14 protein-coding genes and 2 pseudogenes are annotated in these 13111 nt (G+C 59.6%); 3 read left to right on the top strand and 13 right to left on the bottom strand.

What is annotated here, in order from left to right; translation table 11 throughout:
• From H1B27_RS39205 to H1B27_RS41150, 4 genes and pseudogenes are all read right to left on the bottom strand, one after another.
• Window positions 1-227 (bottom strand): transposase (locus H1B27_RS39205; RefSeq protein ID WP_197969627.1); only part of this gene is annotated, 227 nt, incomplete at its 3' end.
• Between the two features lie 501 nt (window positions 228-728).
• Window positions 729-1090: pseudogene (locus H1B27_RS39210) on the bottom strand (hypothetical protein).
• Between the two features lie 631 nt (window positions 1091-1721).
• The gene (locus tag H1B27_RS39215; protein ID WP_197969720.1) at window positions 1722-1991 is read right to left on the bottom strand and encodes a hypothetical protein; all 270 of its coding nucleotides are present in this window, start codon (window positions 1989-1991) and stop codon (window positions 1722-1724) included.
• 113 nt (window positions 1992-2104) lie between these two features.
• A complete protein-coding gene (locus H1B27_RS41150) occupies window positions 2105-2233 on the bottom strand; it encodes a hypothetical protein (RefSeq protein ID WP_311977841.1) in 129 nt (42 codons plus the stop codon).
• A gap of 563 nt (window positions 2234-2796) precedes the next feature.
• Here H1B27_RS41150 and H1B27_RS39225 point away from each other — a divergent pair.
• Complete coding sequence (locus H1B27_RS39225; protein ID WP_197969721.1) at window positions 2797-3780, top strand: recombinase family protein; 984 nt, start codon at window positions 2797-2799, stop codon at window positions 3778-3780.
• Between the two features lie 629 nt (window positions 3781-4409).
• Here H1B27_RS39225 and H1B27_RS39230 read toward each other — a convergent pair.
• The 6 genes from H1B27_RS39230 to H1B27_RS39255 all read right to left on the bottom strand — a co-directional run bounded on the left by H1B27_RS39230 (window position 4410) and on the right by H1B27_RS39255 (window position 8865).
• The gene (locus H1B27_RS39230; protein ID WP_311977842.1) at window positions 4410-5732 is read right to left on the bottom strand and encodes an FAD-dependent monooxygenase; all 1323 of its coding nucleotides are present in this window, start codon (window positions 5730-5732) and stop codon (window positions 4410-4412) included.
• Between the two features lie 198 nt (window positions 5733-5930).
• Window positions 5931-6266: a response regulator gene (locus H1B27_RS39235; RefSeq protein WP_197969723.1), complete on the bottom strand. Its 336-nt coding sequence runs from the start codon at window positions 6264-6266 to the stop codon at window positions 5931-5933.
• Between the two features lie 64 nt (window positions 6267-6330).
• Entirely contained in the window at window positions 6331-6519 is a 189-nt protein-coding gene (locus tag H1B27_RS39240; RefSeq protein ID WP_197969724.1) for a hypothetical protein, read from the bottom strand.
• Between the two features lie 64 nt (window positions 6520-6583).
• On the bottom strand, window positions 6584-6853 hold the full coding sequence (locus H1B27_RS39245) for a hypothetical protein (RefSeq protein ID WP_197969725.1): 270 nt from the start codon (window positions 6851-6853) through the stop codon (window positions 6584-6586).
• A gap of 866 nt (window positions 6854-7719) precedes the next feature.
• Window positions 7720-8034, bottom strand: a complete 315-nt coding sequence (locus tag H1B27_RS39250) for a hypothetical protein (RefSeq protein WP_197969726.1) — start codon at window positions 8032-8034, stop codon at window positions 7720-7722.
• 591 nt (window positions 8035-8625) lie between these two features.
• Window positions 8626-8865: a hypothetical protein gene (locus H1B27_RS39255; RefSeq protein ID WP_246516066.1), complete on the bottom strand. Its 240-nt coding sequence runs from the start codon at window positions 8863-8865 to the stop codon at window positions 8626-8628.
• A gap of 368 nt (window positions 8866-9233) precedes the next feature.
• Between H1B27_RS39255 and H1B27_RS41360 the strand changes: the two genes are divergently transcribed.
• Complete coding sequence (locus H1B27_RS41360; protein WP_197969727.1) at window positions 9234-9662, top strand: hypothetical protein; 429 nt, start codon at window positions 9234-9236, stop codon at window positions 9660-9662.
• Window positions 9663-10030: 368 nt separating this feature from the next.
• Here the strand turns inward: H1B27_RS41360 and H1B27_RS39265 are convergent, their stop codons facing one another.
• Both H1B27_RS39265 and H1B27_RS39270 read right to left on the bottom strand, forming a co-directional pair.
• Complete coding sequence (locus tag H1B27_RS39265) at window positions 10031-10759, bottom strand: Crp/Fnr family transcriptional regulator (protein WP_197969728.1); 729 nt, start codon at window positions 10757-10759, stop codon at window positions 10031-10033.
• Between the two features lie 159 nt (window positions 10760-10918).
• On the bottom strand, window positions 10919-11176 hold the full coding sequence (locus tag H1B27_RS39270) for a DUF6894 family protein (protein ID WP_246516067.1): 258 nt from the start codon (window positions 11174-11176) through the stop codon (window positions 10919-10921).
• A gap of 109 nt (window positions 11177-11285) precedes the next feature.
• On the opposite strand from H1B27_RS39270, the pseudogene H1B27_RS39275 reads away from it, so the two are divergent.
• Window positions 11286-12624: pseudogene (locus H1B27_RS39275) on the top strand (transposase).
• A 202-nt stretch (window positions 12625-12826) separates the two neighbouring features.
• Here H1B27_RS39275 and H1B27_RS39280 read toward each other — a convergent pair.
• The coding region (locus tag H1B27_RS39280; RefSeq protein WP_197965649.1) for a transposase at window positions 12827-13111 on the bottom strand (285 nt) is incomplete at its 5' end.

Consider the following 13111-nt stretch of genomic DNA (forward strand, 5'->3'; position numbering starts at 1 on the left):
CGGTTCAGATAGCCGTAGATGTAAAGCTTAAGGAGCACCGAGGGATGGTACGACGGCCGACCCGTGGCCGCCGGCTCCACACCCTCAAAGCCCATCTCAGCCAAACCGAGCGCATCGACAAATACGTCGATCACGCGAACTGGGTTGCTCTCGTCAATGAAGTCATCGAGGCATTCGGGCAACAGCGTCCGCTGCCCACGATCCGCCTCTTCAACGAAGCGCCTCATCGATTCCCCCAAAGAATCACAGGAGAATCATAACAGCAGTCCAGTGTTTTCACACAGCCAGGGTCAAAAGCCGCAGGCCACGTTCAATGCAGGTGACTTCCGCTTTACGTTGGTGAGCCGGCATTATGAGTAGACGCCGTTAACTGCATCAGTGCAGCTTGGTCTTCTCGTCGACGTCGGCAATGAAGCCCGGCGGCGTGCGAGGCGGCTCGCCAGAGTCTGGAACGTTGCATTGGGGGCATGGTGCGCCGGCGGCACCGCAGGGGCAGGCGCGGGGACCGTCCCATGGCAAGTCCGGATGCGCCTCGCAAACCGAGCCGATATCATCGTAAGTTTTGCAAGCCCCGATCAATGCACCCGGTTGTTCCTCCTCGATCTGCTTCCCGTGCAGATGCTCGAAGAATCTGGCCGAGATTGCGCATTCTAGCATTTCGCCGCAGGCCGGGCGCCGTGGTCGCGCTCGTTTGAGGCCGGCAACCAAGGGGTTTTCCGTCGCGGACATCATGCTGCACCCGGTAGTGGCAATGCAAGCTGGCTATCAAACCGAGTTGTCGCATGGGCGGCATGAAGTCTTGCAAGGAGGACGAAACTTCCCCATCGGTGTCGATCGCGCGCTGGGCTAGCGCGTCAGCCACGTCCGAAGTGGCATCGCGCGACGAACCTTCGCCCGGATTGAAGCACACGATGCGGGCCGGATAGAGGTATTGGCCGGAAAGCAGGCCTCGCAGCACGGTTTCGAAATCGGTGTCGGCTTCGTCGGTCTCGCGCCAGGCGCAACCGGCGCGCGCTCCGAAGTCTTCAAGGACGAGGTAAATATCGCGATCGAGGCGATCGGTCGGCGCGATCGAGGGCGAGGAACGCATACGCTTGCTCCACACTATCGAGCGCCGAGAGACGGCTCCCGGCTCAAAGAATTATGAGTCCGAACAATCACGTCAGTTTGGGCGGCCGAAGGCCGGGCGAGGTGACCCAATCGCTCAAATGGGCACCTGTCTCGGCCAAGCGCGCTCTCCTAAGTAGCTTCTCGCGCTCGGCGCCGGCCGGGAGATTCGCGGCTTGTTCTTTGAGTTTAGCCGCTTGTTCGGCCAGTCTCTCCTCGAGGGGGCGAACTTGCTTTATCCTACGGCGCTCGGCCATGGGACACCTCCTGACACCGTTCGTTTAGTCTGTAAGCTGCGAATGACCGGTCCAGTTCCTGGTCGGGAAAAATTCGGCGGCGACAATCAGCCGTGCCCATGCGGGCGGGACCGAAGTCCGGCCGGACGTCGGCACCGCGGCGGCCGCATCCGCTGCGGGATGATTGAGGGCGAGGTCAGACGCGCTACCCCGCTGACCAGTCTCGACATGGGCGGCCTGGGGACCGATGGCGATCGGGGCCGCTATGCAAAGGAGACGGCCCCGGCTTGGGAGGCGATAGGGGTAGGCCGGGGCCGCTCCGCCGGCTCGGCGGCGGGCCGGCGAATGGCCAATCACCCAGCGGTTCCGCGGTTCCTATCAGTGGCCGAGGAGGTCGTTACCGGGCTGCAGCAACCGCACCAAGGTGCCGCTTTCGTGCAGCTCGAGCCAACCCTTCTCAACGGCGTAACGCAGGCCGGCAATGAACTCGGTACCGCGGCCCTTTAGCGTGAACAGGAAGGGCGCGTTGATCTTCTCGATGTAGATGTGGCCGTCCTGGACCGGCTCGATGCCGGCGGCGAGCTTGACGAGCTGCCGCGCAGCGGCTTCTGGATCTGCATAGGGTCGTTGGACCGCAAATTTCGTCACTGTCTATCCGCTCTTTGGTCCGTAATCCGTGATTGCCATCTTTGGATTGCCCCGCTCGAAGTCCGGCCGGACATTGGCACTTGGCGCCGCAGCCCTGACACACGAAGCGGGGCTCAAATGTCCGACAGCCGCACCTCGTCCGGCCACTGATCCGCATCCAAGGCTACATGGTGGCCGCAGTGGCAGTAGACCAGGACGCCGCGCAAGCCCATCTCGCGCATCTGGCCGAAGGTGATCTTCATCGGCCGGCCGTCAACATGCGTGGGCGTTGGGCGTCGGGCGGGGTGGGGCATGGCGGAGCAGGGAAGTGGTGGGCGTACCCCAAATTGATTTCCGCGGAGGGAGGTTGGAGGCAAGCCGCTAGCCCTAGCCGGTCCCGTGACACTGGGGTCAAAACGTTGGTCAAGGACCAGCGGGCGGCCCTCAGAAAGTATTTTGAAATACCGAAATTCCGCTTGCTCCGTCGGGCAAAACAGTGGTTCATAGGGCGCTGGTTCAGTAATGAGGATCAGCGCATATGGCCGATGAAATAGAGGCATCTCCCGAGCTCGCAAAGATTGCAAAGCTCAATGGAGACTTCAGGAGGAGCTACGGCACGCTATTAGGCGCGTTCCTCTATCTGCGGTCGATCAGTGCGGCGCGCCGTACATCGAGTTGGGGCGGATTGATCGTCGCCCTTGCGACAGCCATTCTGACCTGGGTAGTGAAGTATGGGTGCTCGTGGAGTAGCCCGTCCTAAGACGTGAACTTCACGCCGCTCGCTGGCCGTCGTAAATTGCCTAGGCGCAAGGTGAGGCGATGTCCGATGATCAACGCGCTCATTCCGCACAAAGTCTCTTTACCCAAAGCACAGCGGACGCTCTGCGCTGCGCAATACGTTCGAATGTCGACGGACCACCAGCGCTACTCGATCGAAAATCAAGCTGCGGCGATTGCGACCTACGCGCAAGCGCGCGGACTAGAGATCGTGCGAACTTATCGCGACGACGGCGAAAGTGGTCTCGGGATCAGAAACAGACCGGGTTTGACCAGTTTGATTACGGACGTCCGTCAAGGCCGCGTGAATTTCGATCACATCCTCATCTACGACGTCAGCCGCTGGGGGCGCTTTCAAGACATTGATGAAAGTGCTCACTACGAATTTATCTGCAGGGAAGCAGGAATGACGGTTTGCTATTGCGCAGAGCAATTTGAGAACGATGGGAGTGTCATTTCGGGCATTATTAAGAACATCAAACGGGTGATGGCAGCTGAATACAGTCGAGAACTTGGGGTCAAGGTGCACACTGGCGCGTGCCATCTCTCAAGGCTTGGCTTTCGACAGGGCGGCCACCCGAGCTTCGGCCTTCGCAGAGAACTGATTGATGAAAACGGCCGATCCAAAGGAATAATGGAGACCGGACAATGGAAGTCGCTTCAAACCGACCGCGTTATCCTACGTCCAGGACCGCAACACGAAATCGAGATGGTGAGGCTAATATTTGATTTTTTCGTGAAACGTCATCTTACCGAGACGAAGATTGCGCGGGAGCTCAATCTTGGTGATGCCCGCAATCGGGGACGGCCATGGACCTTCGCCCAAATCCACTACCTGCTACAAAACGACAACTACATTGGCACCAATCGTTACAATCGCCATAGTGCGAGACTGCGAACAGTCCGAAAAGAAAATCCTCCGGCAGATTGGATCAAGAAGGAAGACGCGTTCGAGCCAGTAGTCGACAAGGAAATTTTCGCGAAGGCGCAGCAGATACTTGCAGATCGACGACTGCTGGGGGGTGTCCGATGAGGAAATGCTCAAGCGATTGAGGGTCTTGCTTCACCGAAGAGGGCGGCTGAGTAGGGACATTATCAATGAGACAGAGGGTATACCTAGCTCGGTAGCATACCTGACGCGTTTCGGCAGCTTGAGGGCGGCTTATCGCCTGATCGGCTACAGTCCTAAGCGAAGCTACGAGTACGTCGAGTCTCGAACCGTTCGCCGCGATATGGTCAAAGCCCTAGCCCGAAAGATCGCGGCGTGGCTCGCCAAATCTGGCGAGGATGTCAGGCTCAATCAAGCTCATCAGATACTCAAGATTCACGCCGTCGCAATATCCTTTCGCGTGGCGCGCAGTCGGCTTTCTCATGGTGCGACACATCCGAGTTGGGTCATCATACGTGGCCGGCATCTTCCTCCCGGCCTGATCGTCGTGGTTAGGTTGAATGAGGGTAATCGAGAGATAAAGGACTACCTCCTGATGCCTGCGTCTCAATTGGTTGGTCGCGAGTTGCGCTTCAGTGAGAGAAACCAGGAGCGTTTTGGGTTGCGACGATATGGGACTGTCGCCGGAATAATGGAAACGATCAAGCGACGCTTAAGCAACTTGGCTTTTCTGACCAAGCCGACTGCATCTGATCTGGATCGGTCCACAGAAACTACGCAGTAGTGATCGGTCCGAACCAGGCAGTCAGCGCCTCCGCAAGTCCCCGTTCGCTCCCATCTCCTACCCAGGCGACATGGCCGTCCGGCCGCACTAGCACGGCGGCGGGCGCGGCGACATCACCGATGGCCGGAAGCTGCCATGGGCCGTCATAGTCGCCATCGACAATAGCGATGCGATCGGCCCAGGGCGTTGCCCTGACGCTGCTGCGCTGTCCGAAACTGAGCAGCACGCCGCGCGCGCCGTGCAGCAGCGTGAACAGTTTGAGCGGCCGGCCGTCGACCATAAAATCGAGATCGGGCATGCGGCGTCCGAGCAGCGCGTGGTCTGCGCCGAGATCATAGCGAATGTCGAGCCCGCTCATCATCGCGCCAAGACGCTGTCGCGGCTCGTCCATGGCGAGCAGCTCGGAGATCACCTCGCGCGCGGCCTTGCGGCCGTCGTCGCCGCGGCGGAGCAGGGCGATCTGCGCCATGGTGTTTTTCAGCACGCGTGCGGCCACGGGGTGGCGCTCGTCGTGATAGGTGTCGAGCAGGCTCTCGGGCGAGATGCGCTTGACCACCTGCGCCAGCTTCCAGCCGAGATTGACCGCATCCTGCACGCCGAGGTTGAGGCCCTGGCCGCCCACGGAGTGGTGGATGTGCGCGGCATCGCCGGCGAGCAGCACGCGGCCCTTGCGATAGGACTTCGCCTGCAGGGCGGCATCGGTGAAGCGGGAGATCCAGGCGGGGTTCTGCACGCCGAAATCGGTGCCATAGACTGCATTGAGGGCCCCGCTGAGATCGCGCAAGCCCGGCTCGCCGCTGCGCGCGAGCGTTGCTTCCGTCACGACGACCAGCACGCGCCCGCTCTCGGTCTTGCTGAGTCCATGGAAGCCGAGCGCGTCGTGGCGCAGGCCGAACCTAGGGGCCTCGCGCATCTCGACCTCGGCCATGAGATTGCTCAGCGTCGGCTCGAAACCGGCGAAGTCGATGCCGGCCGCCTTGCGCACCACGCTGCGGCCGCCGTCGCAACCGACGAGATAGTTTGCGCGCAGCACCTTGCCGCCTGAGAGCGTGACGTGGACGCCGGCCTCGTCTTGCGCAAAACCTGATACCTCGGTGTCGCGATAGACCGCGACCCCGAGCTCGGTGGCCCAATCGGCCAGGATGCGCTCGATGTGGGCCTGTCGCAGCGCGAGCCCGTAGGGATGCCGCGTGGGGAGGTCGCTGATGTCGAGCCTGGTCCAGGCGAAACCCGCGAGCTGGGTGATCTGGCCCTCGCGCAGGAAGCGATCGGCGATGCCGCGCTGATCAAGCGATGTCGTTTGCTGGGTCACGGGTTCTACGGCAGGAACGGGGGCTTGAAGCAAGCCCGTTGCGCGCCACATATCAAACTGGGAGGAAGGCCGCCTTCTTCCGCGTTCGCCGCGACGGGCAAAACACCGGCACAGTGGCATCATCGAAAGAGTTCGATTCAGCTCGCGCGGGAACATGCGCTGCGGGCTTTTCTTTCGGCAGCTGTCTTTTGCCTGCGTTCAGCTGATCCGCTGCATGACGCCGGCGAGTTCCTCGAACGAGAACGGCTTCCTGATCATCGGGAGGCCACCGCGCCGGGGCTCGCGGCCGGACAGTTGCAGCACCTTCAGCTTAGGGCGGACGCGTCTGGCTAACTCGGCCAGCTCATGACCGTCCATGCCGGGCATGCTGATATCGGTGATGAGAATGGAGATGTGTTCGTTCTGTTTAAGCCGATCGAGCGCGTCCGCGCCGCTTTGGGCGCGGATGACTTGGCAACCGAGACGCTCCAGCATGTCCCCGATCGCGTCAAGGACTGCCGGCTCATCATCAACAACCAGAACAGTTTCGCTCATCTCGCGAACGTTCCTTCAACCACGAAAATCAACGCGCTTCTCGCCAGATAGGTTCCAAGCCAGCCTAATCATCCCTAGACAAATCGCCGGGCTTGGTGGGGATGTCGATAGCGCCGCCTTCTCCGTGCACGAGGTCGCGACCTCCGTCCTTAAACTCTTCGGACTCCTCGATGATCGACTCCTGAGATGCGCCTTTGCGGTCGATGTTAGGTTTTGCACCGGACTTATTGCGCGATGGATTGGGTGTTGTCATGGCCGATCCTCCAGATCATTCAATGTTTGCTCGGCCATTTCGTTCGGTCAGATGACGCGTTCAGCTATACTTGAGGCTTCATACGTTGCCGCGGAAGCACGAGCACTACATTGATCTGGCGATTGAGGATCATCGAGGCAACGATGGAGATGTGAAGCGCGAACTCGTCTTCCATTTCTGCCGCCGCATCTTCGTCTTGGGCGTAGACGTAAAGGACATCGCCATCAACTTCGTCGAACCGGACGGCTCGAAAGAGTCGATCGAACCGGTCTGCGCCGACAATCAGCGCCATTCGGGCAGCTATCGCCTGGTCTTGGATTTCGGTCACAATCATGGCTAGACGAGCCTAATTTCTGCTACCATAGTCCACTGGAAAGACTTGGTAGAATTGGCCCGGCATGGCCTGCGTGAACACAATCTCCAATGCCACGATCTCCCTATATCCCTTGATTTGGTCGCCGACATTGATGAGGTCGACCGCGGTAAGCCCTTCCGGTGTCAAAATTGGAGGCGGGTGCACCGGGAATGCGGATGAGGCCATTCATGGCTGGCCCTCGGGTCTGAATGGCGACCTTGATCTGTGGCGCCGCTCGGACGGAGAGTCGCTCCGACCGGAAGTCGATCCGCTGCCATTGATGGAGATCTCCTGCGACTTGCGACCCATACACCGGCCCCGTCGTTGGATCGATGGCGGCGCGAGTAGGGACGTCGAGCGTCATTAGCCCGATCAAGAGTGCGACTAGGCCTGACCTAACGAAGAACTCGCGCCAGCGGCTACTATCGACTTGCGGTACCTTTGACAGCATGCGAGCGATCCATCAATGACCGGATAGTTGCTCCTTTGACCGCAGCATCATCCGATCCCGTGGCAACGTTCTCGGGCGAACAGTGTGTGGACGGCGGATAGCCACATTGGCGCGCAAGCGCCTCCCAGCCGACGCACTTTCCAGACTGGTTCCGATATCCCGGGCCACCCTTATCACCGCACGCCGCATCTCCAGGCATGCATGCGCTCGAAAGGAAAGCGGCGGCAACAGCAAATATCTTTAGGGAGCGTACCATGCTATCCGAGCGACCAAACGATCGCACGCTGCCTCATGTTGTTCACCTGTTCAGGCTCCGGCTCTGCTCTGCGAAACATCGATAACATGTCGGTCGGCCCCCACCGTAATGACGATCGTGTAAGACTTGGGTCCTCCGTCACGCAAGGTGAAGTTGACCCCCGTACCATTCGCCGGGCGGGAGAGTAGTGTCCTTGATCACCGCTTGCTCGAGCACGGCCATGTTGCGCTGGCCTGTTTCGATAGTGGCAGAGATCATCGCTTCATTTTGCGCAGTCGCGTTGCCTTGAGCAATTGCCGCCGCCCTCGAGCTGTAGAATGTGCCCGTGCGCCCGCTAGGCGTGGTGTAGTGGCCATAGCCAGCCTGGGAGGCGCTATATGCATTGGCGCCGGCCGCGACCCCTGTGAGAAGCGCGGCCGCAACCTGGCGGTTTCTTTCCTCCTGAACCAGCATCCTCCGATCCCGCGGCGTGTTGGACCGCCTCGACCTGTCCGACCCCGAAACTCGACAGGTTGGCGGCTCATATTGTTTATGCCCACCACGAAGACGGGCCGTCCGTTCGCTTGTAACTGACGGGCGGCTGGTCGAACCAACACCAAGGAGTTTTTCTGTCGGGAGACGAGGGCGGGCTGCCCGTCCCGCATGAGAGCTTGCTGCTGCGGATTAGATGCCTTGAACGAAACCGTCTCCCGGCTGTCATGCAGCCAGCCAGCGTGGCGCAGGCGGCCGCCATCACCAAAATGCGCATGCTAGAAAATCCCCCGTCGAAAGCACCATGCAAGCGCAACTGCTGCGGGAGAGCAAGTGGAGTCTGCGCGCGCCCGGACGGAATCCGCTGTCAAAAAGGCCTAAGCAGAGCCCGCATACTAAGCCGCCCGCGCGATATCTGCAGAAGGGCGGGCGTCCAAAGAAGGAGGTAGACGCCCGGCGGTAATCTCGTGACCTCAAGCTATTCGCAGAGGCGGCGTGTGCCTGCGGTCTTTGAAAACTGTCGCTCCTTTGGGATGGGGCGCGACTCCTCGGCTCTCCGCCAAAGGGCCAGGTTCAGGTGAACTGGGTCGCGTGGTTCTCTTTGATGCAGGGCGCGTCACTTGAGCCCGAGCCGGTTAACGTGTCTAGCTTAGATTGCTCCTCGCTCAGGCGCCTTTCGACGAACTGCCGCTCGAACTCCGTCAGAGTGGTTTGCAATAAGAAGCGATAGCGTTGAATATTGTTGCGATGTGCACGGGCCAATTGGTCGTCAATCATAATTGTCGTCTTCCTGTGACTGACATACCAATCCATTCACATCTGCTCGATGGGGCAGGCGATCGAGAATCATAGCAAGACGCTCGCAGGAGCGAAGTGTCCTCGCCCGCGCTTCCCACGGTAGTGAGCTTCTCTTTCCCGATCTGTGAACTAGTTCACAACTGCCATCGATCGTGCCCCGCAATCGTCTGCCCCGATTCGAAATCCTGCTTTCTGATGCGGGGTGATGGGAATACTAGGCTCGATGACCGTCAGTCGCTTGAGGACCTGAGGATGCGCTGCGGCTCGTGGCAGTCGAAGCTTTCTGACGCCGGGGGCATAGTGCCGCCAGAAATTTCCACCCCGTTTGGCATTGCCCAACCTGGTAACGTTCGAAAACATGCCGGCTCATTGAGGACGTTCCCATGGGACTTTCCATCCGCTTCTACCTTTTCGCTGAGGATGGGCTTCAGGCGATCTCGCAGCGCGTGATGATGGGCTTGGTCCGCGGCAAGGACGCTATGCCGCAGTACGCCGGTACAAGGCAGAAGCTCGCTGACGTGATCCTTGAGAACGAAGCAAAGAAGCCGGCTCGCATCGAGCGGACACAAGGAAGCTATCTGACGTTCGACGAGAACGGGGCTGGCCGCGGTATCCGTCGAATTTGTCTCGTAGATCCAGCCCTCGCCGCGCGGGACGCGCTCGACCTGCTCGGCGAGAACGGGCTCGATGAAGTCGGGGAAGGGCGCCTTCGTCCCGATCGCCTTCCGTTTCCGGCCTTGCAACCACTGACCAACTCCACCCAACAAAGAGGTAGATTCGAGTCGTTTGGAGTTGGTTCGTTCCGGCGATGACGGCGAACCATTTAGCGGGCTAGGCAGGCGTCGGCACTAGCGGCTAAAAAGATAGGGCCGCCTTCGCGGCGGCCCTTGGGAAGTTTGAGTGGCTCGGACAATACTAAGGTTCACAAATACCAGCCCCGGGATCCAAACAGCTAAGGATACAAACACGTGACCCGGATGCAGCATGAAAGCAGCCGATTGTTTCAGCAGTATTTCGTCTCGGCATGGAATCGTTGTTGCGCGTAAGGAACTAAGGCGTGTTCTCAAAAATGAACTGTCCGCCTGCCGTCCGGTTTGCCGCCAACATCAGTCGAAGAGCAGCTGGCCTTCGAGGTCGCAGATGGCCACAAGCGGAAGCGCACTGAAGGGCGCATCTGTCATCAGATCGATGGACGCTGGTGCAGGTAGATCCTTTCAAACTGGCCAAGTTCCTCAACTTTGGCTTGGTCAAGCAAGTGGAAAGTTCTGCGCTCGGTCGCTACGATTCCTTCTTGGCGAAGTTGTTGGAGAGTTCGGTTGACGTGCACTACGGACAGGCCGAGGCAGTCTGCCAGCTCGATTTGCGTGATTGGCAGCTCAAACGACCCGTTTAGCGTCCGCCCGAGTAATGCGAGGCGCTCGTGGAGCTCCGCAAGCATGTGTGCCATTCGAGCGCGCGCCGGCCTGCGGCCGACATTGACGATCCATTCCCTGAAGATTGCGGCGTCGACTAACGTCTCACGCCAAAGCGCAGCTGCTACGTTCGGCCGCATTTTAATCAGTTCACGTAACGCATCGTGTTTGATGAAACCGAGCGTGCATTCTGTGAGCGTCGTTAGGTCATGGTCCATGACGTGCAAGTGAAGGCTTTGAAGGTCCGGGATTTCTCCTGGAATATGGAGTGACAAAATTTGCCTTTGTCCGTCTGGCGTCAGCTTCGACCGGAAGGCAAACCCATCAACGATTAGGCAGGACTCCGACGGGCGGTCACCGTCACGCACAAAGCGGTGCTGCGCAGCGACACGCTTGCTATGGATGGGAAGCTGTTGAATGGCCAAGATGTCGTTCTGGTCGAGCCGATTGACCTTGGTAAGCTTCTGAACGAGTGCAGCCGTCAATGTCCCAGGCATCACACCACTCCGCGATTGAGGAAGTTCAGCCGGAATGGGGAACTCGCCGCTCCAGCCTGTAAGGCGGGAGCACACAACTCTCAGCCACCGGCGCCCAAGAGTCTCAGCCGGTGATAGGGGATAAACACATGTTAAGGGAATGGTTCCAAATAAACTATGTTAATCCGTTCGGATATGTTCAATCTCGAAGCGTAAGGCAATCCGCAGAACCGGGCCCAGATCATCACGAACTTCGATCGCAAGCGTTCTGACGACAGAGCCAGGCAGCACATCCTTGGCAAGTTCGGTCAATGCCGTCGTCGCTTGGGCCTTCACATCGTCTAAGGAGGCGAAGTCAAGGCCCTCATCGTCGGCGATGGTCGTTGTCTCGTGAGTCGAAGTAATAGCGCGGCATCTTCCACAATCAGGAACGCTCACGTCCGTTCCTAGCCCTCGTCCGCTTTGGGTCGATTCTGTTGAAAAAGGCAGCGGTTGCGACGCAGAGGTATCAGTGATTCAGTCTGTCTAATTGGCAGGACTGAAGATCATGATGGGGCATCGGCAAGTCGAACAGGCTGCGTTGTTCTATGAGTTCTCACTCGAAAGGCACATCCCTGCCGACCACTGGCTCCGGTCGATCGATAGATTTGTCGACCTTGAACAGATTAGGCCGGACCTGGCGCCGTTCTACAGCAGTATCGGTCGACCTTCGATCGATCCCGAGCTGATAATCCGGATGCTCCTGATCGGCTACTGCTTCGGCATCCGGTCGGAGCGGCGCCTGTGCGATGAGGTTCACCTCAATTTGGCCTACGGGTGGTTCTGCCGGCTCGGTCTGGATGGGGCGGTGCCGGATCATTCGACCTTCTCCAAGAACAGGCATGGCCGCTTCCGGCAGAGCGATCTCTTCCGTCGCGTGTTCGAGAGCGTGTTGCGCCGCTGCATCGAGGAACGACTGGTCGGCGGTGAAGGATTTGCAGTCGATGCGAGCCTGATCAAGGCCGATGCCAATCGGCAGAAGGGGATCGAAGGCGATAAGGGACTTCCGCCGGAGGCTGCCGGCCGAGCAATCGATGAGTATCTGGCTGTCCTCGATGATGCCGCTTTTGGAGCCGCGACCGAGGTCACCCCGAAGTTCGTGTCGCCCTCCGACCCGGCGGCGCGCTGGACGGGGGCGCACGGCGGTCAAGCCTTTTTCGCCTACTCGACGAACTACCTGATCGACATCGAGAACGCGATCATCGTCGATGTTGAGGCAACGACGGCTATCCGGCAGGCGGAGGTATTGGCCGCAAAGCGCATGATTGAGCGCTCGCTGAAGCGGTTTGATCTCTATCCGAGCCGGCTCCTCGGTGACAGCGGCTATGGCTCGGCCGAGATGCTCGCCTGGCTTCATCGAGCCGCACGTTACCGTCTTCGACAAGTCGGCGCGCACAGACGGGATCTTCTCGCGCGACGACTTCGCCTATGACCATACTGGGGACATCTATCGTTGTCCTGGTGGCAAAGTTCTTACCTCGACCGGAACGTTGGTGAATGACGGTGCCACCATGCTTTACCTCGCCAGCAAGCGCGATTGTGATCTATGCGCATTGAGGGCTCGGTGCTGCCCCATGCAGGCATCACGGAGAGTGCCGCGTTCAATCGACGAGGGCGCTCGCGACATGGCGCGCCAAATCGCGAGATCGTGGGAGGGAGGCACCTCGCGCCGGCTCCGCAAGAAAATCGAGATGTTGTTCGCCCACCTCAAGCGCATTCTCAAGCTCGACCGTTTGCGTTTACGAGGTCCAAACGGCGCGCGCGACGAGTTCATCCTCGCAGCCACCGCCCAGAACCTTCGAAAGATGGCCAAGCTGATCCCGATGCCCACCCCGAGGCTCGCATAGAGGCCGGTAGAGCGGTTCGGCCACATCGCGACGGAGCCATTACAACGAAATACTGCCGGCCTTTTTCAACGGAATCGGCCCGTGGCTGACACTCCCTCTTGGCTTTGCACGGTCCGCTTCCGAAGGCTGAGCGGAAGCCATTGGTGGAGCCGCCAGGGCAGCCTTTGACCCGTTGCGGAAGTCACGCCTAGCTAGTCGTCCGTTAAGAAGCCGAATTGAGCGGGGCCGGACAGGCGCGCGTGCGCCAGAGCTGGATCAGGAACAGGCACAAGAGTTCTCTGATCCAGGCGAGGATGCGGCGGAAGTTGTGGCCGACGGCTGAGAGGATGACGTTGGCCGCATCGCCGGCGCGGCCTTTGAGGTAGCAGCGGCCGAGGTGGCCATCGGTCTTCAGGTGTCCGATGATGGGTTCGATGGCGGAACGGCGGCGCAGCTCGCGCTTGATGACACCGAAGACGCCGCGCTTCTGGCCAGAGATGAAGATTCG

The organism is Bradyrhizobium diversitatis, from assembly GCF_016031635.1.
Taxonomy (GTDB): domain Bacteria; phylum Pseudomonadota; class Alphaproteobacteria; order Rhizobiales; family Xanthobacteraceae; genus Bradyrhizobium; species Bradyrhizobium diversitatis.